The sequence below is a fragment of the Chengkuizengella marina genome (assembly GCF_009910845.1).
Classification (GTDB): Bacteria; Bacillota; Bacilli; order Paenibacillales; family KCTC-33759; genus Chengkuizengella; species Chengkuizengella marina.
Genome location: NZ_SIJB01000025.1, coordinates 1 through 25,236 on the forward strand (window position 1 = coordinate 1; position 25,236 = coordinate 25,236).

At 33.5% G+C, this 25,236-nt stretch carries 28 protein-coding genes; 2 read left to right on the forward strand and 26 right to left on the reverse strand.

Annotated elements, in window-relative coordinates; genetic code table 11:
• Positions 1 to 54 precede the first annotated feature (54 nt).
• The 6 genes from deoC to prmA all read right to left on the reverse strand — a co-directional run bounded on the left by deoC (position 55) and on the right by prmA (position 5,138).
• Complete coding sequence (gene deoC, locus ERL59_RS11030) at positions 55 to 741, reverse strand: deoxyribose-phosphate aldolase (RefSeq protein WP_160646278.1); 687 nt, start codon at positions 739 to 741, stop codon at positions 55 to 57.
• A complete protein-coding gene (locus ERL59_RS11035; RefSeq protein ID WP_160646279.1) occupies positions 734 to 1,177 on the reverse strand; it encodes an NUDIX hydrolase in 444 nt (147 codons plus the stop codon). Before ERL59_RS11035 ends, deoC begins: the two co-directional genes overlap by 8 nt.
• Before the next feature lie 117 nt (positions 1,178 to 1,294).
• Positions 1,295 to 2,641 carry a tRNA (N(6)-L-threonylcarbamoyladenosine(37)-C(2))-methylthiotransferase MtaB gene (mtaB, locus tag ERL59_RS11040; RefSeq protein WP_160646280.1) on the reverse strand — a complete coding sequence of 449 codons (1,347 nt, stop codon included), beginning with the start codon at positions 2,639 to 2,641 and terminating at the stop codon, positions 1,295 to 1,297.
• A 1-nt stretch (position 2,642) separates the two neighbouring features.
• Positions 2,643 to 3,401 carry a 16S rRNA (uracil(1498)-N(3))-methyltransferase gene (locus ERL59_RS11045; protein WP_160646281.1) on the reverse strand — a complete coding sequence of 253 codons (759 nt, stop codon included), beginning with the start codon at positions 3,399 to 3,401 and terminating at the stop codon, positions 2,643 to 2,645.
• A gap of 93 nt (positions 3,402 to 3,494) precedes the next feature.
• A complete protein-coding gene (locus tag ERL59_RS11050) occupies positions 3,495 to 4,169 on the reverse strand; it encodes a site-2 protease family protein (RefSeq protein WP_160646282.1) in 675 nt (224 codons plus the stop codon).
• 9 nt (positions 4,170 to 4,178) lie between these two features.
• The gene (gene prmA, locus ERL59_RS11055; protein WP_160646283.1) at positions 4,179 to 5,138 is read right to left on the reverse strand and encodes a 50S ribosomal protein L11 methyltransferase; all 960 of its coding nucleotides are present in this window, start codon (positions 5,136 to 5,138) and stop codon (positions 4,179 to 4,181) included.
• A gap of 186 nt (positions 5,139 to 5,324) precedes the next feature.
• Between prmA and ERL59_RS11060 the strand changes: the two genes are divergently transcribed.
• Positions 5,325 to 6,230: a hypothetical protein gene (locus ERL59_RS11060; RefSeq protein WP_160646284.1), complete on the forward strand. Its 906-nt coding sequence runs from the start codon at positions 5,325 to 5,327 to the stop codon at positions 6,228 to 6,230.
• A 194-nt stretch (positions 6,231 to 6,424) separates the two neighbouring features.
• On the opposite strand, the gene ERL59_RS11065 is transcribed toward ERL59_RS11060, so the two are convergent.
• The 17 genes from ERL59_RS11065 to gpr all read right to left on the reverse strand — a co-directional run bounded on the left by ERL59_RS11065 (position 6,425) and on the right by gpr (position 21,719).
• Entirely contained in the window at positions 6,425 to 6,796 is a 372-nt protein-coding gene (locus ERL59_RS11065) for a hypothetical protein (protein WP_160646285.1), read from the reverse strand.
• Positions 6,793 to 7,125 (reverse strand): hypothetical protein, encoded by a 333-nt coding sequence (locus tag ERL59_RS11070; RefSeq protein WP_160646286.1) that lies wholly within the window; start codon positions 7,123 to 7,125, stop codon positions 6,793 to 6,795. The genes ERL59_RS11065 and ERL59_RS11070 overlap by 4 nt, the downstream gene beginning before the upstream one ends.
• Before the next feature lie 12 nt (positions 7,126 to 7,137).
• Positions 7,138 to 7,278, reverse strand: a complete 141-nt coding sequence (locus ERL59_RS11075) for a YfhD family protein (RefSeq protein ID WP_328699937.1) — start codon at positions 7,276 to 7,278, stop codon at positions 7,138 to 7,140.
• 95 nt (positions 7,279 to 7,373) lie between these two features.
• Positions 7,374 to 7,730 carry an MmcQ/YjbR family DNA-binding protein gene (locus ERL59_RS11080; protein ID WP_160646288.1) on the reverse strand — a complete coding sequence of 119 codons (357 nt, stop codon included), beginning with the start codon at positions 7,728 to 7,730 and terminating at the stop codon, positions 7,374 to 7,376.
• 16 nt (positions 7,731 to 7,746) lie between these two features.
• On the reverse strand, positions 7,747 to 8,154 hold the full coding sequence (locus tag ERL59_RS11085) for a GNAT family N-acetyltransferase (RefSeq protein WP_160646289.1): 408 nt from the start codon (positions 8,152 to 8,154) through the stop codon (positions 7,747 to 7,749).
• An 82-nt stretch (positions 8,155 to 8,236) separates the two neighbouring features.
• The gene (gene dnaJ, locus ERL59_RS11090; protein WP_160646290.1) at positions 8,237 to 9,355 is read right to left on the reverse strand and encodes a molecular chaperone DnaJ; all 1,119 of its coding nucleotides are present in this window, start codon (positions 9,353 to 9,355) and stop codon (positions 8,237 to 8,239) included.
• Between the two features lie 146 nt (positions 9,356 to 9,501).
• Entirely contained in the window at positions 9,502 to 11,367 is a 1,866-nt protein-coding gene (dnaK, locus tag ERL59_RS11095) for a molecular chaperone DnaK (RefSeq protein ID WP_160646291.1), read from the reverse strand.
• Positions 11,368 to 11,430: 63 nt separating this feature from the next.
• On the reverse strand, positions 11,431 to 12,021 hold the full coding sequence (grpE, locus tag ERL59_RS11100; protein ID WP_160646292.1) for a nucleotide exchange factor GrpE: 591 nt from the start codon (positions 12,019 to 12,021) through the stop codon (positions 11,431 to 11,433).
• A 67-nt stretch (positions 12,022 to 12,088) separates the two neighbouring features.
• A complete protein-coding gene (gene hrcA, locus ERL59_RS11105) occupies positions 12,089 to 13,105 on the reverse strand; it encodes a heat-inducible transcriptional repressor HrcA (protein WP_160646293.1) in 1,017 nt (338 codons plus the stop codon).
• Between the two features lie 100 nt (positions 13,106 to 13,205).
• Positions 13,206 to 13,697 (reverse strand): N-acetyltransferase, encoded by a 492-nt coding sequence (locus ERL59_RS11110; protein WP_160646294.1) that lies wholly within the window; start codon positions 13,695 to 13,697, stop codon positions 13,206 to 13,208.
• Between the two features lie 29 nt (positions 13,698 to 13,726).
• On the reverse strand, positions 13,727 to 14,890 hold the full coding sequence (hemW, locus tag ERL59_RS11115; protein WP_160646295.1) for a radical SAM family heme chaperone HemW: 1,164 nt from the start codon (positions 14,888 to 14,890) through the stop codon (positions 13,727 to 13,729).
• Between the two features lie 99 nt (positions 14,891 to 14,989).
• Entirely contained in the window at positions 14,990 to 15,802 is an 813-nt protein-coding gene (locus ERL59_RS11120) for an undecaprenyl-diphosphate phosphatase (protein ID WP_160646296.1), read from the reverse strand.
• A 105-nt stretch (positions 15,803 to 15,907) separates the two neighbouring features.
• Positions 15,908 to 17,722, reverse strand: coding sequence for a translation elongation factor 4 (lepA, locus tag ERL59_RS11125; RefSeq protein WP_160646297.1), 1,815 nt, complete (start codon positions 17,720 to 17,722; stop codon positions 15,908 to 15,910).
• 88 nt (positions 17,723 to 17,810) lie between these two features.
• The gene (locus ERL59_RS11130; protein ID WP_160646298.1) at positions 17,811 to 18,143 is read right to left on the reverse strand and encodes a hypothetical protein; all 333 of its coding nucleotides are present in this window, start codon (positions 18,141 to 18,143) and stop codon (positions 17,811 to 17,813) included.
• Between the two features lie 7 nt (positions 18,144 to 18,150).
• Positions 18,151 to 19,377 (reverse strand): stage II sporulation protein P, encoded by a 1,227-nt coding sequence (spoIIP, locus tag ERL59_RS11135; RefSeq protein WP_160646299.1) that lies wholly within the window; start codon positions 19,375 to 19,377, stop codon positions 18,151 to 18,153.
• Positions 19,378 to 19,574: 197 nt separating this feature from the next.
• Positions 19,575 to 20,711 carry a hypothetical protein gene (locus ERL59_RS11140; RefSeq protein ID WP_160646300.1) on the reverse strand — a complete coding sequence of 379 codons (1,137 nt, stop codon included), beginning with the start codon at positions 20,709 to 20,711 and terminating at the stop codon, positions 19,575 to 19,577.
• An 18-nt stretch (positions 20,712 to 20,729) separates the two neighbouring features.
• Positions 20,730 to 21,719 carry a GPR endopeptidase gene (gene gpr, locus ERL59_RS11145; RefSeq protein WP_160646301.1) on the reverse strand — a complete coding sequence of 330 codons (990 nt, stop codon included), beginning with the start codon at positions 21,717 to 21,719 and terminating at the stop codon, positions 20,730 to 20,732.
• A gap of 197 nt (positions 21,720 to 21,916) precedes the next feature.
• Here gpr and rpsT point away from each other — a divergent pair, with 197 nt between their 5' ends.
• On the forward strand, positions 21,917 to 22,177 hold the full coding sequence (gene rpsT, locus ERL59_RS11150; protein WP_160646302.1) for a 30S ribosomal protein S20: 261 nt from the start codon (positions 21,917 to 21,919) through the stop codon (positions 22,175 to 22,177).
• Between the two features lie 113 nt (positions 22,178 to 22,290).
• Here the strand turns inward: rpsT and holA are convergent, their stop codons facing one another.
• The 3 genes from holA to ERL59_RS11165 form a co-directional block, all read right to left on the reverse strand.
• Positions 22,291 to 23,310, reverse strand: coding sequence for a DNA polymerase III subunit delta (holA, locus tag ERL59_RS11155; protein ID WP_160646303.1), 1,020 nt, complete (start codon positions 23,308 to 23,310; stop codon positions 22,291 to 22,293).
• 290 nt (positions 23,311 to 23,600) lie between these two features.
• Entirely contained in the window at positions 23,601 to 24,578 is a 978-nt protein-coding gene (locus tag ERL59_RS11160; protein WP_160646304.1) for an anti-sigma factor family protein, read from the reverse strand.
• A complete protein-coding gene (locus ERL59_RS11165; RefSeq protein WP_160646305.1) occupies positions 24,575 to 25,123 on the reverse strand; it encodes an RNA polymerase sigma factor in 549 nt (182 codons plus the stop codon). The genes ERL59_RS11160 and ERL59_RS11165 overlap by 4 nt, the downstream gene beginning before the upstream one ends.
• Positions 25,124 to 25,236: the final 113 nt, after the last annotated feature.

Below are 25,236 nucleotides of genomic sequence, written 5' to 3' on the forward strand. Positions count from 1 at the left end.
TACTTGACAGGGGGCAGTTCAGAGACGCATTCTTCACTCTAAATATTTCAGAATTTAATAAGTACTCGTTCCAGAAGTTCCTTTCATAATTGCAACACCTGAGCTTGCTCCCAAACGAGTGGCACCTGCTTCGATCATTTGTAAAGCCGTTGTTAAATCTCGAATTCCACCAGAAGCTTTCACTTCCATATGATCTGAAACTGCAGCTTTCATTAGACGTATATGTTCCACAGTTGCCCCACCAGGTCCAAAACCAGTTGAAGTTTTTACAAAATGGGCTCCTGCTAGCTCAGATAATTGACAAGCTTCCTTAATCTGATCATCATTTAGAAAACCAGTTTCTAATATCACTTTCACAATCGCTTCATTTTCAACTGCCTTTGTTACTGCTTGAATATCTTTAAATACCGTATCAGTATCACCTTCTAACAAAGAACCTACTGCAAGAACCATATCAATTTCTTTAGCCCCATTTTCTACACAATTAGCAGCTTCAAAAGCTTTAGTCTCACTTGAATTAGCTCCTAAAGGAAAACCAGCAACTGCTGCAATTTTCACATTTGTACCGTTTAAAAGTTCCCTACAAGTCCCTACCCAGTAACTATTCACACAAACACTGAAAAACTGGTGTGTTTTGGCTTCCTCACATAACTTTGTAATCTGAGCTTTCGTTGCATCTGCTTTTAATAATGTGTGATCAATAAACTTTGGCAACTGTGATACATCAAAAGGTTTACTCATTCTCTTGCACCTCATATCCTAGTTTTAATAATGCTCTTTGTAAAACATCGTTATTGTTATCATACCCATTATGTATTTGTTTGTGCCAAGCTTCTTCTGGAGTCAACCATTCTACTCCAGATATTTCTTCTACCTGAGCTTGTAACACTCCCTCTTTGGCTTCAATTAGAAAATAGTGAACTTCCTTATCTACTATGCCTAATTGAGGTGAATCGTATTGATAATTTACAACCATTAAAGGATCAGCTTCCTTAATTATACCCTTCATCCCTGTTTCTTCTTCAATTTCTCTAAGGGCAGTTTGTTCGATGATTTCCCCATGCTCCATCTTGCCTTTTGCTAAAGTCATTATTCCAAATCGATCCTGTATCATTTGTATGAGTAATTTACCATTCTCATATTTATATACCACACCACCAGCTGATACTTCTCTCATTCATCTTTCACCCCATCTCCATCAACAAATTGAATAAACCCCACAACAGCTAGGAATCACTATATTGCGTAACTCTATTACTTTTGTGGGGTTCAACAACTTTTGATCATTATTTTATTATACAGCATTAGCATTTGAAGACTCTAAAACCCTTACGATCTTCCCTTTACATTCATTCACTCCAGCTTCCACAATCTTCACTTTACACACTTTTCCTAGTAAATCTTCAGTGCCCTCCATAATCACTTGCAAATAGTTATCTGAGTGACCAATAATGGAAAGACTGCCTTCACTTTCTTTGACTGTTTCTGGAATAACTTCAATCACTTGATCCACAAATTTATTTGCATATTCTAATTGCATTTTTTCTGAAAGATCAATCAATTCATGAACACGTCGATTTTTCTCCTCCATGTCCACCTGATGATCCATCTTTGCAGCTGGAGTACCTGTACGTTTAGAATAAGGAAATACATGCAACTCAGAGAATTTACATTTTTCTATAAACTTATAACTGTTATTAAACTTTTCTGCATCTTCCCCTGGAAACCCTACAATGATGTCTGTCGTAATTGCAACGTCTGGCATGATTTCATGAATTTTATTAATCTTTTCTCCAAACTCTTCAATCGTATATTTTCTGCGCATCGCTTTTAGAACATCATTATCGCCTGTTTGTAATGGGATGTGTAAATGACGACACATTTTATCTGACGTTTTTAATACTTCAATCACTTCATCTGTAATCTGACTGGCTTCTATTGAACTAATTCTAATTCGTTTTAATCCTACTACTTTATCCAAGTCCCATAATAAATCAGCTAATTTAAAATTGTCTAGGTCATCACCATAACCACCTGTATGAATCCCTGTTAAAACAATCTCTTGATAACCAGAGTCTACTAACTTCCTTGCTTGTTTGATTACATCCTCAGGGTTTCGACTGCGGCTCAACCCACGTGTCCATGGGATAATACAAAAAGTACAAAAATTGTTGCAGCCTTCTTGTATTTTTAAAAATGCTCTAGTACGATCAGAAAAATCTGGTACATCTAACTCTTCAAAGTTACGAGTCTTCATAATATTTCTGACAGCATTAATGGGTTGTCTTTCTTTTTGGATTTCTTTAACATAATCCATTATTTTCTCTCTATCCTGTGTACCTATGACAAGATCAACACCATCAATCTCTAAGATTTCTTTTGATGCCGTTTGAGCATAACAACCTGTGACGGCTATGATTGCCTCTGGATTTCTACGAATAGCTCTTCGAATCATTTGTCTGCTTTTCTTATCACCTGTATTTGTAACAGAACATGTATTAATGACATAAACATCTGCTGTTTCATTTGTATCATCAAAGTCTACTTGTCCGTATCCTTCATTTTTAAAAAGCTGCCAAATCGCTTCAGTATCATAAAAATTCACTTTGCAACCTAATGTGTGAAACGCAACTTTTTTCATATTATGATCCTCCAATCTCACCGTATTCATATAACACACAAGTCAGCCCTACCATAGCAGCTGTTTCAGTTCTTAAAATTCTTTTTCCTAGACTAACAGATTGACAGCCTGCTTCCTCTAGCTCTAATATTTCTTTAGCTGTAAATCCACCCTCAGGTCCGATTACCATTAAAATAGTATGAGTAGTTTCATTATCTACTTTTTTACCGTTTATTTTATCTTTTAAATAGATCTGATCTTCATTTTCATAAAAAACAAAACTAACATCAACTTTAGGAATGACATTTAAAAGTTCCCGCCAAGTACTAATTACTTTAATCTCAGGAACTCGGTTTCTATGAGCCTGCTCAGCTGCTTCTTTTGCAATCTTATACCAACGTTCCATTCTTTTATTCGTTTTCTTCTGATCATACTGTACGATCGTACGCTCAGAAATAAAGGGGATAAACTGTATTGCACCAATTTCGGTATTTTTTTGGATGATAGCATCCATTTTATCACCTTTAGGTAAACTTTGAGCAATCCAAACGTTTATAGTGGGTTCGTTGGACCGATCTAGCTCTTTGATGATTGAAGCAATAACTTTATTTTTTGTTATCTGTTCTATCTCAACTAAAACGTCGCGTGTTTCTCCATCACTAACGATAAATTGGTCTTCTATTTTTGCTCGCATAACTTTAATGAGATGAAACGCATCATCATCTAAAATGTGAACTTTATTTTCAACAAATTGATTTTTTGAAATAAAATATCGTTGCATGTTAACAACAACCTCTTCTATATAAAATACCCAAAATATATCTTACTACAAACAAAGCTGTTTACGCCACATTTGTTTAGTTTTACCATAAGTTTAAAAAATCACTGAAAAAAACCGATTTATTATATTGTATATAACAAATTGCAAGTTCAATATCGGTTGGATAGTCACCATTCTAAGAGGCGGAATTAACGCTAGCAATAAAAAGATGTAAATAGAGTATAGTTCAAATTTTGCCATTTTTGCTCGGACATTATTTGGTGCTAAATCCTCTATTATTCTATAACCATCCAACGGTGGCAGAGGAATCAAATGAACTACAAATAGCAAGATATTAATGCGTATAAACCATTCTAAAAAGGTATTAATAGCATTAAAAACATCAGGTGAAAACCATACATGAATTGATCCCATAAATAATAAATACCAAAATAAAAAACCAATCAAAACAAAACACAAATTACTGAATGGTCCAGCTAGAGATATGAATACTCCTATGAGTTTTGGTTTTTTAAAATGATGTCGATTAACTGGAACAGGTTTACCCCAACCAAAACCAGCAAAAAGGAATAGTAACATCCCTATAAAATCAAGGTGAGTTTGCGGATTTAGTGTAAGTCTTCCCTGCTTTTTAGCAGTTGGGTCATTAAATTTATTCGATGTGAAAGCCTGTGTAAATCCATGTATTGTAACTCCAAGTAAAAATGCTAATAAAACAAATGGCAGTTCATATAAATCAAAAAAAATCAAACGATCTAAAAACTCCATAACTCTCTCCTATCTTTTTTTTGCAGTAATGGCTACCCAATCTTCCTGCTCAAGTTTCTGAACAATTTCAAATTGTGATTTTGATAATGCCTCTAATACATCATCTTCTTTTTGTTTAATAATTCCTGAGGCAATGAATAAACCATCATGCTCCAAAACATTGTATACATCATCTATAAAAGTCAATATGATTTCTGCTAAAATATTTGCTACAACAATTTGAGTCTTTACTTGGTTAGTATGATCTTGAGTGATTCGAAGCACTTGCAACAAGTCACTTTGTTGAACTTTAATTTTTTCTTCTAATTGATTAATACGTACATTTTCCTTAGCACTTGAAACTGCAACGGGGTCTAAATCCAAAGCTAACACTTTATTCGCTCCTAATTTCATCACTGCGATGGATAATATACCTGAGCCTGTCCCCACATCGATTACATTTTTGCCTTCAACTTGTGCTTTTTCTAATGCTTTTAAACATAAGGATGTAGTGGCATGTGTCCCTGTACCAAAAGCCATTCCTGGATCAAGCTCTACCACACACTCATTTTCACCTGCATCATAATCCTCCCAGGTAGGTTTAATCGTAATCTTCTCCGTAATACGAACAGGTTTAAAATATTGTTTCCAAGCGTTTGCCCAATCTTCTTCGTTTACTATTTGTAGCTTCATGTCTGCTTTTCCTACATTGATATCTAATTCTATTAAATTTTTAACGAAACGTTCTAAACCTTTTAGAAGTTCATCCATATCTACCTCTTCTGGAAAATAAGCTTTAATTTCTGCATCTCCTTCTGGGAAATCATTTAATGGTTTTTCATACCATTGACCTAAAGAAGTATCTCTTTCTTTATTCAAAGAACCAGATTCTTCTATTGAAACTCCACCAGCTCCATTTTCATGAAAAAAATTAGATATTTGCTCACTAGCTTCTTCAGTTGTGTAAATACATATTTCGTACCAGTTCATCATTAACCCTCCGTACTTAAATTATCTGACCTATTATTTTATCATAGTTTTATCTTAAGACAAAATCTATTTCCATTCATATTTTTGTGTATAAAATGGAATAATGAATTGTATTGAAAATAGTTTGCAATCGTGGTAAAATCCTACATCAGGAAGAAAGATATAGAAACATCAGGAGGAGACACCATGTTAAAGAGTAACAGAAACTTGCTTTTTGCTTTATTTGTTATTTTTGTAATGACGATTACAGGTTGTACTCATGAAGATCAATCTGGCGAAGAGAATCAGGCTGATGAACAGTCCTTTAAAATAACAATCGAATTTCAAGAACTTATTGAAGATAATGCAAAACCAGCTCAACTATATGGGTTCATAGATGAACAATTAGAAGAAATTCCTAGGGAAGTTTTTACAAACTTATTATTAACTGTAGAAGATCAATTATCAGCACAAATGGAAGACTTTAGTCAAGTACTTGAAGATGATGAGGTTCAATTAAAACTAGAGGAAATATCCAATGAAAACACTTTTGAAATAGAAGAAATACAAGATGAAGCTTTAAGAAAAGAATTAACTAAAATCATACAGAATGGATATAAAATCGAATTATTAAAAGGAATTTATTCAGTTAAAATAGATTATTCGCAAATGGAAAAATATAAACCAAATGTGACTGAAGAAATGTCTGAATATATGAATATACAAGCCAAAGAATCTTCACAACTATATGAGAAAGATTTAACGTTAACCATTCCGTGGGAGGAACTCTCATCTCGTTTAGCTCAAACGGAGAAATTCTTAACCTCTTATCCGGAATCTGTGAGAGCAAGTATCGTTGAAAGAATGTATTTAAATTATTTAATTCCGTATTTACAAGGACTACCTAACTCACCAGCATATGATATAGAAACAAAACAATTTAACCAAGAACTTATAGATAGTTATACACAATGGATTGAAACATATCCTGATTCACGTACCACTCTAATTATAAAAGAATATTTACACAATCTAGAGGAAACTAATTATAAATATTCAAATGAAGTAGCAACATCTTTAGATAAGTTATTAGAACAAAATTTAACAGAGTAAAGAAAACTTGCTGATTGACAAGCCATTTGGCGAAGGCAGAAGCTTAGTTGTCAGCTCAGGATGTGCTGATGCTTATGTTGCCAAATGGAAGTTGTATAACTTCCGACCATCAAGGTTAAAAAGCCCTGCTTAGTGTTAGTAGGGCTTTTGACAGTTAGAAATGTAAATAGTAATCACATTACTTAGATTAGTCTCTATACCATTCCTCCACAAGCTTCAATAACTTGAAGCGCATGTTGATATTGAGTCTCATCTATGTTCACTGTTAATAAAATATCCATACCTGTTGGGGTTCCTTGCCCTCCATCACTCATTCCGCTTGCACTTACATCAGCCGCGGCTAAAATACCAACATCTGGCTCACTAAAATCAGCATGTAAGGACAACTTTCCTATACTGGTAATATCCCCATTCACTGGATTTGATATTTTAGTTATTCCTTCCCCTTGATATTTACTAAAGCGGTTTATATTAAGGTTATTTGCCCTTAATGATTGTAATTTCACTGCAGCCCCTTCTGCTTGCTCTGGGGAATTAAAATACGCTAATATGCTTTTTTCTGTCATTTTATTTGACCCCGTCCCTGATGAATAAAATCAATTGCATCATTGATTGATTCTTGTGATGCAACAAAACTAAGCATAATATTTTTTGAGTTTAGGTCTTCGCTTCCTATGTCTGTGAATCCCCATGCAGCAGGATAAACAAAACCTAATGTTCCTTGAAAATAATTCCCAAGACTCTGAGGCATAGCTGGAAAATTATCTATTACTTGCTTATCTGTGGGTATTCTTTCTACAGAGATATCTTTTGTTTTTAATTTTTGCAATTTGATTGCCACGTCTTCGGCCTGATCTTCAGTGTCAAAATAAGCAATTATATGTTTATTATTCATAACAAAAACTCCCTATTTATTAATTTGTCTTTGATCAGCTTCCTTTGCTCTTTTTTGAGCTTCCAAATCATCTTCATCTGCTAATGATTCTGAAAATTCCACATCTTCATTTTTGGCAATAGGTAACCTTTTCTCGGGCTTTTTTTGATCCATCTTAATCCTCCTTTCCATATCTCCTCAAACTCCATATATGTTTTACTACAATAAGAAATTTTATTCAGCAAAAAAACTCACCGATTGGTGAGTTTTTAAGAATTTAAGATTTTTTGTTTATCTGCCTTTTTTAAACTATTAAATACTAACTGGTATGATTGATCCACCATTTCTAATATCTCTTCATCTGGAATACTGTCATCCAATAAAATGGTATTCCAATGCCTCTTATTTAAATGATAACCTCCTGTAACTGCTTTATACTTTTCACGTAAAATTTCAGCTAAAAATGGATCACACTTAAGACTAACGGAAGAATACTCCTGCCCTTCTGAAATTAATGCAAACATTTTATTGCTTACCTTAATCACCAAAGTTTCTGGTCCAAAAGGATAATCTTCAACAGCTCCTTGTTTCTTTAAACTATATGTCTTCAGTTCTTCATATTCCATTCTTTTCTCCTTTTTTCTAATTTAATCCTCTTTCCATAATAATATAGTTTATTCCACTCTTTTGAAACATTTGTTTGGAATTCTTCAGTTCAAATTTCTCATAAAAATTTGTTTTATTTTCTCTTGCATTGCACCATATTTTTGTTATACCCATCTTCTTTGCTTGGGCAATGACATGATGTAACAATATACTACCATACCCTTTACCTTGCTCACTCTGTAGTGTAGCAAATTTTCTAAATTGTGCAGTATTATTTTCAATAAATAGAGATACTACGCTAATGAGATGACCTTTTTTAAATAGTCCAAAATGAATTCCTAAGTCATCTTTATCTAATTTTATATAATCAAAATCTTTGTTGGGCCACATAACTATATGTCGCAAATGCCAAGTTTGCTCTTTGCTAATTTGTCTAATTTCCATAGTCTCACCCTTTAATAACAGAAAAACCGCAAGATTACACTCACGGTCTTTGACTCTCTTAATAACAATTGATAAATGTATATCAGTCACCTAAAATAGCTTTTTTCATTCTTTCAAAAATAGATTGGTGTTTTTCATGAGTATGCTCTCCATTTAACTCTGAAAAATCACGTAGTAGTTTCTTTTGATCCTCGGATAATTTCGAAGGGGTAACAACAACAACTTTAACATGTTGATCACCTTGCCCATAACCTCTAACACGCTGAACACCTTTTCCTTTTAAACGAAAATAAGTGCCTGTCTGTGTTCCTGAAGGGATTTTCAATTTCACTTTTTCAGTTAGTGTAGGAATTTCAATTTCATCGCCTAGAGCTGCTTGTGCAAATGTAAGGGGTACTTCACAATATATATCATCCCCTTCTCTTTCAAAAAACTCATGAGATTTAACACGTAAAACGATGTATAAATCACCTGAAGGTCCACCTTTTTTTCCTGCTTCACCTTCACCTGAAATTCTAATTTGTGATCCTTCATCTACTCCGGCAGGAATTTTCACATTGATTTTTCTTTGATTTTTCACTTGTCCTGAACCATGGCATTTACCACATTTATCTTTAATGATTGTACCCTGACCGTTACATGTAGTACATACTCTACGATTCACGATACGTCCAAATGCAGTGTTCTGAACAACTTCCTGTTGACCTGAACCTTTACATGTAGAACAAGTTTCCTTTTTAGTACCTGGTTTAGCCCCAGAACCTGAACAACGATCACATGTCTCTGTACGAGGAATTTTAATTTCCGTTTCCTTTCCGAAAACCGCTTCTTTAAATTCAATCGTCATCGTATATTGTAAATCAGCGCCTCTTTGTGGTGCATTTGGGTTACGTCTCTGGCCGCCTCCACCACCAAAAAACATGTCGAAGATATCACCGAATCCACCGAAGTCTGCACCGCCTGCTCCGCCCATTCCTTGGCTGGGATCAACATGACCAAACTGATCATAGGTCGCTCTTTTTTGATCATCACTTAAAACATCATATGCCTCTTTTACTTCTTTAAATTTCTCTTCAGCATCAGAAGATTTATTAACATCCGGATGATATTGACGAGCTAACTTGCGATAAGCTTTTTTAATTTCATCGCTTGAAACATCTTTGCCTAGACCGAGAACATCATAATAATCTCGTTTACTCATCACTTCACTCCATTCTATTTCAATTAAAAACATTTCGATCTTTAAATAAAAGTTCAAAAAATTCAGTTGTATATACAAGTTTATAGTCAAAGCCAAGACATAGCTTGACTTTGACTATTCTTTAAATCATTTTATTTTATTTATGATTATTTGTTGTTGTTTTCCTTTTCATCTACAACTTCGTAATCTGCATCTACTACATTATCTCTATCAGAGGCTGGGTCTGGTCCTTCTGGCCCTTGTGCCCCTTCTGCTCCTTGTGCTGCTTGTGCTTCTTGAGCTGCTTGTTCATATAATTTTACTGACAATTGTTGTACAATTTCAGTAAGTTCTTCAGAGGCTTTTTTAATCTCATCCGTATCATCACCTTCTAAAGCCTTCTTCACTTTATCCTTAGCTTCATTCGCTTTATCAATTTCTGCTTGATCTACTTTATCTCCAAGATCTTTTAATGTTTTTTCAGCAGTATAAACTAACTGATCTGCCTCATTTCTTGCTTCTACAGCTGCTTTACGCTTCTCATCTTCTTCTTTAAACTTCTCAGCATCCTGAGTCATTTGTTCAATTTCATCATCAGATAAACCGCTGGATGATGTGATAGTGATTTTTTGACTCTTACCAGTACCTTTATCTAAAGCTGATACATTCACGATACCATTTGCATCGATATCAAATGTAACTTCAATTTGAGGAACTCCACGTGGTGCTGGAGGAATATCTCCTAACATAAAACGTCCTAATGTTTTATTATCTGCTGCCATTGCACGTTCCCCTTGAAGAACATGAATTTCAACACTTGTCTGGTTATCTGCATAAGTTGAATATACTTGTGATTTACTTGTTGGGATTGTAGTATTGCGGTCAATCATCTTTGTAAATACACCACCTGCAGTTTCAATACCCAATGTAAGAGGTGTAACATCTAATAATACAACGTCCTGAACATCACCTGTAAGTACACCAGCTTGAACTGCAGCTCCAAGTGCTACTACTTCATCTGGATTTACACCTTTATGAGGCTCTTTACCCGTTAGTTTTTTAACAGCTTCTTGTACTGCTGGAATTCTAGTAGAACCACCAACTAGTACAATTTTATCTATTTCACTAGCACTTAAACCAGAATCACTGATTGCTTGTCTAGTAGGTGCTAACGTTTTTTCAATTAAATCTGTTGATAATTCTTCAAATTTCGCTCTAGTTAAGTTCACTTCTAAATGCTGAGGAACTCCATCTACTACAGTAATAAACGGTAATGAAATGGTAGTAGTCACTATTCCAGAAAGTTCTTTTTTCGCTTTTTCAGCAGCATCTTTTAAACGTTGAACAGCCGCTTTATCTTTACTTAAATCAATTCCTTGTTCTTTTTTGAACTCGGATACTAGGTGATCTATAATCACTTGGTCGAAATCATCTCCACCTAAACGGTTATTCCCACTCGTAGCTTTTACTTCAAAAAATCCATCACCTAATTCAAGAATAGATACATCAAACGTACCTCCACCTAAATCATATACTAAAATCGTTTGGTCTTCGTCTTTTTCCAAACCATATGCTAAAGCTGCCGCTGTAGGTTCATTTACAATTCTAAGTACCTCAAGTCCAGCAATTTTACCAGCATCTTTAGTTGCTTGACGCTGACTATCATTAAAATAAGCTGGTACAGTAATAACTGCTTGTGTAACAGATGATCCTAAATATGCTTCAGCATCTGACTTTAATTTCTGTAATATAATTGCAGATAATTCTTGTGGGCTATACTCTTTACCTTCGATTGTAGTTTTATAATCAGTTCCCATATGACGTTTGATTGAAATAACCGTTCCATCTGGGTTTGTGATCGCTTGACGCTTAGCAGTTTCACCAACGATTCTTTCGCCATCTTTTTTAAATCCAATAACGGACGGTGTAGTTCTATTACCCTCTGGATTAGGAATAACGACCGCTTCTCCACCTTCCATAACCGCAACACATGAATTTGTAGTTCCTAAATCAATACCTATTACTTTACTCATCTATGAGTAACCCTCCTTATAATAATCCTACTTTTATTTTAATTAAACATGTTGATTTGTAGATTAACTACTTACTTTAACCATCGCAGGCCTGAGTACCTTGTCTTTTAGAATGTAACCTTTTTGAACTTCTTCCACTACGATACCTTCCTCATATTCTTCAGATTCAACCTGCATGATGGCTTGATGGTATTCTGGATTAAATGGTTGACCTATTGATTCAATAGGTTTTAACTCTTCACTATCAAATGTTTGTTTCATTTGATCAAAAACCATTTCAATTCCTTTCATTAAAGAATCGAAATCTTTCGTTTCAGCACTTGATGAAATGGCTCTTTCAAAATTATCTATAACAGGAAGCAGCTGCTCTATGAGTCCCTTTGAAGCATATTTTAGAGCTTCTTCCTTTTCCATTCTAGTTCTGCGACGGAAGTTATCAAAATCTGCCTGAGTTCTAAGTAATTTCTGTTGACTTTCATCAGCATTTTTTTTCAGCTCATCAATATCTTTTATATCCATAAGTATTTTTTCTTCTACGTTTTGCTCTTCTTCGTCACTTAGATTTTCATCAGCCATATTTTCTAATTCTTCATTCTCTTGATCGTTAAGTGTTTGTTCATCTTCATTCGTTTTTGCTTGATCTGTTTGACTCATACATTCACCTCCTTAGTGAAATAAAAATATTTTCCAATATATTATTTATTTTCTATCTACTTCAATCTTATCTATAATAAAATTTAACTAAGTCATCTGTTAAATGATTTAATAAGTTTATAACTCTTTCGTATTCCATACGTGTTGGTCCTAGGATACCTATTGTTCCAATTGAATCACCTTCAATTTTATAAGTAGCTGTAATCAAACTACAATTTTGAATTTGTTTCACATCATTTTCTGGGCCTATCGTTACCTGAATCCCTTTGGGTACATTAGAAAATAGTTCGACCCATGTTTCCGTTTCATTGATTAAGTCTAAGATATTTTTTACGGTTGACACATCATTAAATTCAGGTTGGGTTAACATATTGGTAGTACCACTCATGTAAATGCGCTCTTGTTTGTTTGTTTCAAATACTTCATCTAACATGTGCATCAACTCATGGTGTTGGTTTACATATTTTTTTAATTCATTACCAAGCTCATTGAAAAGTTTTGATTTTAATGAAATGAGAGGTTCCCCACGTAATTTACTGTTTAAAACATTAATGCACTTTTCAATTTCGTCAATGGAAATTCCTTTTGGAATTTCAACTTTCTTATTTTCAACTTCACCTGTATCTGTAACAATAATGACTACACCTGTATTATCATTAATGGAAACGAATTGAAGATGTTTTAAAGTTGTATTAAATAGTTCAGGTCCAAGCGCAATGGAAGTATATTGAGTCATGTCTGATAAAATCGCAGCTACCTCTTGCAAAATTGCTTCCGTTTTATTCAGTCTTTTATTAAAATAATTTTTTATAGATACTATCTCTTCATTTTTTGACTTCGATAAACTAATAAGATGATCAACAAAATACCTGTAACCTTTATGAGAGGGAATACGACCAGCCGAGGTATGAGGTTGTTCTAAAAAACCCATTTCCTCTAAGTCAGACATTTCATTTCTTATCGTAGCAGGACTGAACCCAACATCACTGCGTTTGGATATACTTCTTGAGCCAATCGGCTCCGCAGAATGGATATAATCATTCACAATCGCGCTTAAGATCATTTTCTGACGTTCTGTTAGCATAACTTTCCCTCCTTATTGTTACTGAAAAAAAACTGTTCCCATATCGTTAGCACTCATTCAAGTCGAGTGCTAATCACTAATAACAAAATACCAAATCAAATCATGTGTTGTCAAGTAAATCCAATCTTTTTAACACAGCAATTTCATCACAACAGTTTTGTTTTTTACAATAAATACAGTCTTTCCATACCTTCTCTGGAAAAATTTCCTTTGCTACCTCTTCAAATCCATTTTTAATAAAAAAATCAACTTCATATGTTAAAGCCATCAACTTGGGAATTTTTCTAGATTTAGCTTCATGTATGATAAATTCAAGCAATTGTTTACCTATTCCTTTTCCTTTATGAATCGGTAAAACCCCAAATGAACGAACTTCCACAAGGTCATCCCCTAGTTTACAAAGAGATCCACACGCAATCACTTTTCCATCTAGTTCAACTACAGAAAAATCACCTATTTGATGTGACAATATATTCTTTGATCTAGGTAGCATAATTCCATCATTGGCATAGTAATCAATAATCTCAAACATATCATTTATATCTGTTTGTTTAGCTAATCTAATGTTTGTTTCCAACTTCTTCCCCACCATTATAAATTATGAACATAAAAAAGGTAAAACTATAGTGAAGAAATAAACTCAGCAAACACTTCATTCCCGAGCAATATTCCTTTTTTAGTTAATTTAAATCCACTTTCAGTTGACTCTAACAACTGATGATTGATCAATTTATTTAATTGTTTGTTAAATATTTGATCCATAGACTGTGAAAATTGTTGAGAGAAATCTTCTTTGTTTACACCTTCCATCAAACGTAATCCAACCATCATAAAATCTTCCATAGCTTCTTTTTGACTAACTCGATGTTCTTCACTAATAGGGAGACCTTGATTAACGGCATGCAAATAATCTTGTACTCCTTTTACGTTGATATACCTTGTACCTTGTAAATAACTATGTGCTCCTGCTCCTATACCGTAATAGCTTTGATTGTTCCAATACATCTTATTATGTTTGCTTTCCAAACCAGCTCTTGCAAAATTACTAATTTCATACTGTTGATATCCAGCTTCATCTAACCGGTTCATAATAAGTAAAAACATATTTAATTCCTCCTCTTCAGCAGGAAGAGGTAATTTATCTTTCTGATATAAGGAATGGAAAACTGTGTTTTCTTCCACTTTTAAACTGTAAATAGAGTAATGCTGTAAATCTAATGACAAGGCTTGTTTTAAGCTCTCCTCCATGTTTTCCAACGTTTGATTTGGAAGACCAAACATTAAATCAATGGATAAATTATCAAAACCTATTTTTTTAGCATTTCTTATACTTTCATATACTTCAGAATTATCATGGATTCTGCCTATATCCTTTAATATATCATTTTGAAATGACTGAACTCCAAAACTTATGCGATTTACTCCACCAGCTTTCATTACCATCAATTTATCTACATCCGTAGTACCTGGATTTGCTTCCATTGTAAATTCAAGCTGTTCATGTTGATTTGGAAAATAACGATTCACTAATTGTAAGAAAGCTTTCATTTGTTGAGGTTCTAATATGGTTGGTGTCCCACCCCCTACAAAAATCGTTTCAATTTGTTCTGGTGGAAACTTCTCAACAGTTGCTTGTAGTTCTTTTTCCAATGCTTCCAAATATTCATCAATAGGTGGTACTGGAAGAGCATACGTATTAAAATCGCAGTAATAACATTTATGTTTACAAAAGGGGATATGAATATATACAGCTTTTGCAGCAGATGAATTAAAAGTAGTAGTCATGATCAACATCCTTTTGGTTTTTCCAACTAATATTAGTATTTTACTCTTCTGAGTGACTTTCACACACATTTTAAGTGGAGCGAATAAAAGTATACACGGCTAAAACAATAACACAACGGTTCCAACGATTAAACAATACACTGTAAATATAATTAAATTTCCTCTCTGCATAATACCCATAAACCATTTCAAGGAAAAATAAGAAGCAATTAATGCACCTAAAAAAGCAAGAGTATAGGGAATGATTCTTGTCTCGATATTAGGTTCGTTGATCATATCAGTTATTCCAAAAACCATAACTCCAACACTGATAGGGATATATAAAAAGAATGAAAAACGCATCGCTGTGTCTTGCTTCCATCCCCTTGCAAGTGCTGCAACAATAGTTGCCCCAGATCGACTAATCCCTGGTATTAATGCTATAGCCTGTGCCAAACCAACAATGACCGCATCTAATAATGTTATATTTTGATCATTTTTTTTACCCCTTAAATTTCTGATAAACCACAAAGCGATGCCCGTTATGATTAAAGCCACACCAATCATTCTCACATCATTTTCATTGAATAATTCTGAAATGTAGTCTTCCAAAGTGATTCCTAATATGGCCGCGGGAATGGTAGCAATCAATAAATAAACAACAAACATAAAATCTTTTTTATATTTGATGTCCTTTGTTTGTATAAATTTTAAGCTATAATTTGCAATATGAATCAAATCAGATCTATAAATAAGAAGTACTGCAAGTAAAGAAGCGAAATTCACTAATATTTCAAAACTTAATCCTTCAACTTCTATTCCAAACCAATGACGTGCCAATAAAACATGTCCACTGGAAGAAACAGGGATAGGTTCAGTAAATCCTTGTAAAATACCTAAAAACATATATTTAACTAATTCCCAAATGTCCATATAGACCTCTCCCATATTATCAATGCCTAAAAATAATTCATTCCAACTAAAAGACCGAGAGCATTTTCTCGGCCTTTCGTTTATTGCTTTCTCCGTCCACGTTAACTATTCATCCAACTTTAGAACTGACATAAATGCTTCCTGCGGCACTTCAACATTTCCCACTTGTTTCATTCGTTTTTTACCTTCTTTTTGTTTTTCAAGCAGTTTTCTCTTTCTTGAAATGTCACCGCCATAACATTTTGCTAATACGTTTTTACGCATCGCTTTTACCGTTTCACGTGCTATAATTTTTTGCCCTATGGCCGCTTGAATAGGCACCTCAAACATTTGACGAGGAATCAAATCCTTTAATTTACCACAAATTGCACGTCCTCTATAAAAAGCTTTATCTCTATGGACAATAAAAGACAGGGCATCTACCTGTTCACTATTTAACAAGATATCCATTTTTACTAATTTGGATTTTTTATATTCAGAAACCTCATAATCAAATGATGCATAACCTTTCGTACTGGATTTCAAAATATCAAAAAAGTCATAAACCACCTCAGACAGTGGTATATCATATATCACTTGTACTCGATTTGTATCCAGATACTCCATGTTGATAAAATCACCGCGTTTATTTTGACATAAGTCCATAACAGCACCCACAAAATCATTAGGTACAATGATTGATGCTTTTACATAAGGTTCTTCAATGTAATCCACTTTTTGCGGATCTGGCATGTTTGAAGGGTTGTCAATCTCAATCATTTCTCCACTTGTTAGAGTTACTCTAAAAATAACACTTGGTGCCGTTGTGATTAATGGAATGTTAAACTCACGTTCTATACGTTCTTGAATAATCTCCATATGCAGCAAACCTAAAAATCCACAACGGAATCCAAACCCTAAAGCACTTGAGGTCTCAGGTTCATACTTTAAAGATGCATCATTCAATTCCAGCTTTTCTAAAGCTTCCCTAAGATCATTATAATCAGCTGTATCAATCGGGTACAATCCACAATATACCATAGGATTAATTTTTCTATATCCCGGCAATGCTTCAGGTGCAGGATTCATTGCATCTGTAACCGTATCCCCAACCCTTGTATCCTTTACGTTTTTAATACCTGCTACAATAAAACCTACATCACCTACTTGTAGCTCATCTACAATAGACATGTTGGGTTTAAATGCTCCTACTTCAATAACCTCAAACGTTTTATCTGTAGCCATCATTTTAATTTTAGTCCCTGACTTAATCGATCCATCAATGACACGAACATACACAATAACACCTTTGTATGCATCATAATGTGAATCAAATATTAGTGCTTTCAATGGATTGTTAGCATTCCCTGATGGTGCTGGAACTTTTATTACTACCTGTTCAAGAATATCCTCAATACCAATGCCTGCCTTTGCTGAAGCTAAAACAGCATCACTCGCATCTAAACCAATTACATCTTCTACCTCCTGCTTAACCCTTTCTGGTTCAGCACTTGGCAAATCAATTTTATTGATAACTGGTAAAATTTCTAAATTATTATCCAAAGCCAAATACACGTTGGCTAAAGTTTGAGCTTCCGTGCCCTGTGCTGCATCCACTACTAGCAAAGCCCCTTCACAAGCCGCTAAACTACGAGAAACCTCATATGTAAAATCGACATGTCCTGGAGTATCAATTAAATTAAGTATATATTCTTGACCATCCTTTGCAGTATAGTTTAATCGCACAGCTTGCAATTTTATTGTAATGCCACGTTCCCTCTCCAAGTCCATCTTGTCCAGTACTTGATCTTGCATTTCTCTTGAGGTTAACGCGCCTGTAAATTCTAAGATTCGATCTGCCAAAGTAGATTTTCCATGATCGATGTGTGCTATAATTGAAAAATTTCGAATTCGACTTTGTCTTTCATGTACGTCTGTCATGCTAAACCCCCATAAATTACTTGCAAATATACATACCCTTTATTATACCACAAGTGTATGTAAAGTGAACATTGATTACAATAGGAGGTTAGGAAAACAACGCATGGAAAACTGAAACTATGATTTCAACACCTTTATGAGCAGTGGATTGAAGAGCGTTTCCAATCTTAGCACTTAACCCAATTGAGTCTTCAGTAGTAGTGGCAAAACTTAATTTTGGAGATTCTTCTTTTATAGTAGAAATCCCATCATCTGATTTTTGATTTTCTGGTTCAATTTCACTAGTGGAAACCTCTTTTGCAACATTCTCCATTGGACCATGAATTTCTTCAATACCTTGCTTTGCAAGTTCAACACCAAAAAAAACACAAAAACTTACAACAAAAAATAATATCAATAATTGAATACTAAATCGAGCCATAAAATCACTACCTCCCCACTCCAGTATCTACCTTCTCAGCTTCCCAAACGATATCTGATAAGACTTTTGCTAGAAGATCGATTGTACGATTAGATTCTTCAATTGTATTTTCAACGCCTCCTACTTCAATAACAATACTATTTGGAGAAAATGACTGATTGTATTCACCGTTCCCATAAATACTTGACTTTGACCAGATACCGCGGGATATGCCAGGGTGTGTTTTTTCCATAGCCTCATCGATCTTAATAGCAAATGCTTCATTTTCTCTCCAATTTGGGTTGTTTGCTCCTATAATGAAAAAGAATTGTGCATAACTCTTACCATCAATCGTTATCGTTGTATTTTCTCTTGAGGCACTATCACGATGAATGTCAATGAAATAACTTAGCGTTGGATTTACAGAAAAAGCTTCCTCTACTGTTTTTAAAGAATACTTGTATGAGAAATTATAATTATAATCTTCCACAGTTGTCTGAAAATCTCTATCTGAACTAATAGCAGTAACTCCTAAATTTTTTAATGATTTTTCTAACCTTTTACCTAAGGATGTAATATTAGTTTTCCCATCATATACTTGACCTGATTCTGGTATCCAAGATTCCCTATTGTGGGAATGATATATAAAAACAAGTGGATCACCATCGGCTGCAACATTAATTGCTCCATCTTGATTAGATCCAGATCCATCCTCATTTTCTATGTTTAACTTGTCTTCACCTGAACCTGATTGAGTCTGTTCATTAGAATCAACTCCTGGATGAGTTTCTATAATTGGATCTAATTGTTGCTGGTTGTCGTTATTATCTGCTTCCAAATCAAATTGAGTAGGGGGTAAATCAAGAGGTTCATTTATATCATCAATATTAGATCCTCCTCGAAGTAAAACTACCTTTTCAAAAGTAAGACCTGGAACCTCACTTGCAAGTAAACTTTTTGGATCGTTTGGATTAATGCTAGTTACATATCTAAACAAAAAATTGAGAACATTTTTTTGAGAAAATGTAGAGCTATTTAATCCACTTTTCATTTGTGGTATTTCAACTGCCATCATATCCACAAAAAATTGACTTGATACTGAAGTACCTAACCCCTGCATTGAAACAATTGGAGATGTTACCATTTTTGATTGAGTATAACTCCCAATAGATAGCATCAAAAACATAGTAAGTGTTCCTAAAGATAATGTAATAAAAACTCTTAACATCATTCCAAAAATAGTAGATTGGTTCATAATCTCTCCTCCAAAGCAGCATGTCTTATTTGAATCTATCTATTTATAATCTATGAATCTAAAAAAAAGATAGAACCTATTTTTAAATTGATTTCGGAGGATTCTGAAGCATTATTAACTTTATAAAAAATATGAACAGGCCTTCCTGTCAGCAAAAATAAAAGATCACCTGTTTGGTGATCTTTAGAATATAAGATTTAATAGTTTTTAGTTACATCGTATATTTTCCATGTATTTGTTATAGCATTTTTTTGTAAATAAAAATGATAAACTACAATTTGATTTTTATTATGCTTCGTTGTCAAAACTGCTTGTATTGGAATTACTAACCATAAATCATCATATTCTTCTTCAGCATACGAAGATAATCTACGAATTTTTGAATTGGTTTCCATCTCTTCTTTAAAGGTTTCAATTTGATCATGGTTTTTATGGGGAAATAATGTCTTTAATAAAAATAAATCCTTTTGATTCAATGCAATAAAAAAACTGTCAATAACATCATTAGGAGTGGCACTTTGAATGTACTTTGTCCACATGCCAGCAGCTTTATATAACATGGACTGGTGAGACAGATCCACATTTTTTAAACGATGAGTTGTACTCCCTAGAAAATGAATACAAAAATGACCTGAGAAATCATTATGTGGTATGCCGTCCCCACCATGAGGCATACCATTCATTGAACCTGCTATTGAATAATCTCCACTTTGTATAAGTACTGCTCTTCGATTCCAACTCCATTGACCATTATAAATCTGTTTCATGATTTTGGAATCTTTAGCCGTTAATGGCTGTACATCAGCATGTTTACTACCAGCTCGTCTCTGTACTTTAAAACTTAACCCTGTTTCTAAATCAATGACAGTAAAGATCGAATACTTCGGTAATTTTTCTTTTGCCTGTTCCCAAGTTAACAAATATCCATAATGTTTTTTTCTAACGATATTTACATATTTATTTATTTTTATTTTTAAATCACTTGGTAAGTGGAATAAAACACCTTGTTTTTCATCTATAAGATTAAGCATTTCATTTATCACATAAGTTTTTGTTTGATTCTTGTTTTGTAGTATTAGAGTAGCATCAGATATGTGATGATATTTTATTTTGGTTTTCAATGTATTTTTATCTTTAAGCATTTTTTCTACTTGTCTAAATAATTCTTTAGATCTTATCGATAAACTTGAAGTATTATTGGACGATTCTGTGCTTTGAATCTGTATGATGATCTGCTTTAAACTCTGATTTGGACTTATTTCAAATCCTAAGGAATTATTGGGCAACATTAAAAATAAAAAAATAAAAAAGTAACATAGTAGCTTTTTTCTCATGGATGTCTCCTATAATCATTAATGTGTGTATGCTGCTACATTATCTGTATCGACTGCTTCATGAAGTGATGCATTTAGGCCATTGGCAATAATATTTGCAATGTCCTCAATAAATTCATCTATTTCTTTCGGTGTTACTAACAAATCATGTCCCATGGGATTTAAAACTTCTCTCACTAAATTTAATCTCTCTTGATCCGTCATTTTATCTAAAGCACCAAATATAAATTCTGTGTTTTCAGTTTGGTTTTTAAAATGATTAATTGCCATCTGAATACTGTTATTTACAATAGTAGAAGCATATACAACAGTTGGCACTCCTATTGCAATACATGGAACACCTAACGTTTCTTTATTTAGACCTTTTCTCTTGTTTCCAATTCCAGAACCAGGATGAATACCGGTGTCAGCAATTTGTATTGTTGTATTTACACGATCTAAGGCCATAGAAGCTAATGCATCGATAGCTATCACAACGTCAGGCTTAGATTTTTCTACAATCCCTTGGACAATTTCACTAGTTTCAATTCCTGTTATTCCTAATACACCTGGTGCTACTGCACTTACTTCTCGATATCCTTCCTGAACCTGATTCGGCATTAATTCAAAAAAATGTCTTGTCACCATCATATTCTCAACAACAATCGGGCCTAGAGCATCTGGAGTTACATTCCAATTCCCAAGACCTACAACTAAAATTTTTGCAGTTGGCTCTATTCTAATGTCTACTAAAAGTTGTTCAAACTCTTTAGCAAGTTTTGTTGCCACTTTGTTTTGCAATTCAGAATCCTTTTTTCTTAACCCAGGAACTTCAATGGTAATATAATGTCCTTTCATTTTTCCAATTGCTCTAGATCCTTCCTCATCTAAAACTTTAATTTTGGTTATGGTAACCCCTTCATCTGATCTAGTTTCAGTATGTATACCTGGAATTTGTCCACCCATACGCTTGGATGCTAATTCGGTTGCTTCTAGTGCTAAGTCAATACGCTCTGAATATGTGTCCATAACTTATTACTCCTTTTCTAAACCTATTTTGAAGTGAAAAAATCGTCCATTATATTTTGTCATTGATTTTGTTTCGTTATACATCATGACAAGTATTGCATTTTTATAACCTGCATGATAGAATATTTAAAGTTGTCATTAGGAATACCTTTGAACGGTTTCTTATGTAACACCAAGGTCTTTAGGAGGTGAACTACATGCCTAATATCAAATCTGCTATTAAGAGAGTAAAAACTAGTGAAAAACGTCGTTTAATTAATGCTTCTAGAAAATCTGCACTACGTACTGCGATCAAAACTGTTGATACAGCAATTGATGATCAAAATGCAGAAAGCGCAAAAGCAGCCTTAAATGATGCAATTAAAAAGCTTGATAAAGCGGCTTCCAAAGGATTAATCCATAAAAATGCTGCTTCAAGAAAAAAATCTCGCTTAACTAAAAAAGTGAATGCTCTTTAATACTCATAGAGTGAAAGGTCAAATATTTGATTTTGATTCAAGTACCTCTTGTGGTTAAATTATGAAAAACAAAACCCGCCATCACATGACGGGTTTTTTGGTATGAAGATGAGTTACATATTCACTTTAAATAAAAATTTCTCAATACCCAATGATTTTTCAACTTGTCCACTTTTCATCTGAAAATCTAGTTCAGCTAATTTGTCTAAAATGTCAATTAGATTTTGCTCGTCATATAACTTTCCTTGTCTATCAGCAATTTTGACAGCATAAGGATGGATACTTAATTGTGATGCAATTTGATATTGGGAATAACCTTTACTGGATAATTCCTTCACTTGTAATATGATACGAAACTGTCTGGCTATAAGTGAAACAATTTTTATTGGCTCTTCTTTTTGTTTTAGCAGAGAATAAAAAATAGTTAAAGCCTTATTAAGCTTTTTCTTTACAATTTCATCCACTAATATAAAAATGTTTTGTTCAGTACTACGTACGACTAAATGTTGAATCATCTCTATGGTTAATTCTTGACCCGCTCCAGCGAATAAACAACATTTTTCAATCTCTGCAGCTAAAGATTGTAAATTTGTCCCTGCATTTAAAATAAAAGCTTCAGCAGCCTGTTCTGAAATAGAACTGCCATTTTTTTTTACTCTATTTTGTACCCAATTTAATAATTCATTTGGCTTTAATGGAGAAAATGAAACTATATTATTTTGTTTTTTTAATAATTTCACTAATTTTTTTCTTTCATCTAATTTCTCTGCAATAACATAAAGAACTAGTACAGAATAATCAACTGGTGAGTGAATGTATTTTTCTAACTTCTCAATTTGATGTTCAATTTTAGATTTATCTCTTGTTCCGGTCAAAAAATTTGCATTTTTAGCAATGACTAATTTATTAGGTACCATAAATGGAAGAGTTTCAACATCCTCAACAACTTGATCAATACTTGTTTCATTTAAATCAAAATGACTTAATGCAAAATCTTTATGTACAGGATCAATAAATTCATACGTTAAAAATTGAATAAATTCGTTCATTAAAAATTTTTCTGTGCCATAACATAAATATATAGGTAAAAATTTTTTTTGTTTTATTTGTTTTACTGCTAGTCTATATTCCATATTATCCCTCATTTACTTTCAGTTCCTGGTAAGATATTTCAACTATTCTGCCAAGAATAGTATAACAAAGAGATCACTTCAAAACCATTGGATTTTAAAGTGATCTCTTCCACAAAAAATCTATATAAACACTCGGTAATAAGCCCTAGAAACCTATTACCGGAGTGGTCAGCAACGCGGTTACTTCGCGTTGTTGACTAATGAATAATATACTATATACATTTTACGCAAAAAGTGTGAATACATTCTTAAATTTTTTGGATAAGTGTTCAAAAAAAGTTATGTTTGCACTACTGAGAAGGTTTCATTGGATTAAAAATATCGATTTGTTCATTATATTGCTTTTCACCGTCCGAAGTCTGTAATAGGATAAACTGACTATCCTCTAACCATTTTATCTTTGTAATGGTTAAGTGATCCTCAATAGCTAAAGTAAATAATATCTCTTGATCATTTACTTTCTGTACAATAAGCTCATTTCCCCCTTCCTCTACAACACGGATGTTTACAACGTACTGACCATCTGGTGATAACATTCCCTCCATATGATTGAAACTTTCTGAAAATGTAATTGAAGTCATTTCTTCTTCTTGAAATGGGGTTTTTATACTTTCTTCAGATCCTGATTCAAATGCTTCTCCAGATTCTGATTCATATCCTTTCTCAGATCCAGACTCTCCTCCATCTCCTGATCGTGATCCAGCACTTTGATTAGCATCTTCACTTTCAATACGTAATGCTGTTTGATCATCAAATTCCTCAACATCGTTATCAAAAATTTCCTCAGTATTTTCTTTCATAAATACACTATCTTCCATAATGTTTTCTGAAGCAGATTCTTCAGCTACTTCATTGAACAGTGTATCTTCCGAATTCAAAGTTAAAACTACAATCAGTATCACTGCAGCAGCAGAAGTGCCTAGAAAAGCAATCGTGGGTCTTGCCTTTTTGAACAAAGTTGTAAATGACGTTCTTTTAGTATTTGTAGTTGAGGTTTCTTCTGTTTCACCCGTATCATATGCTTGTGTTTCCATTATATTAACCTGATCAATTTCCTCTAATTGAGGTAATATCTGATCTACTAAACTTACTGGTGGTGTTACTTTTGGCAACTGTTCTAGTTCACTTGAAATATGTTTTAATCGTTCAAACATCTCTGTACAAGAATGACAACCATTTATATGGTCCATCAGTTGATGTTGTTCTTCTTTGTTTAAATCACCATCAAGATCTCTTTGCATAAGTTGTATCACCTCTTGACATTTCATCCTTGTACACCACCTTTCTGATAATCATGGAGTAATTTCTGTAGTTGTTGCCTAGCTCTAAATAAATACGATTTCACAGTGTTTAAAGGTAAATCTAAAGAAGTAGAGATTTCATTATAAGAAAAATCCTGCAAATACCTTAATACAACAACTGTACGGTGATGTTCAGGTAATTTAGCAATCGCTTCTTCAATATCTTTTGCTACATATGCAGATATAATTTCTTTCTCAACATTATCATCACCTTTAATCACCATTTCGTGCTCATCAATAGAGACATTCACCTTTTTCTTGCGAAACTTATCTATACAAACATTTGTAACAATTCTTTGAATCCAAGTTTTAAATAATGCTTTTTCTTCGTATAAATGAATCTTAGAATAAATTTTAATAAGTGATTCTTGCGCTGCATCCATCGCATCATGTTCATTGCCCAATATATAAAAGGCAGTGCGATATATGTGGGTTTCAATTTCTCTTAATACTTGTATTAAAGCTTCCCGATCCCCATTTTGAGCATTTTTAATTATTTCTGGCTCTACCACAAATGGGCCCCCTCTCTAACAACTATATTGACGTAGAAAAGATCAAAAATGTTGCAGTAATTTATTTTATACAAGTTATTACCAATGGTAAGTACAATGTAGCATTTTTTTTT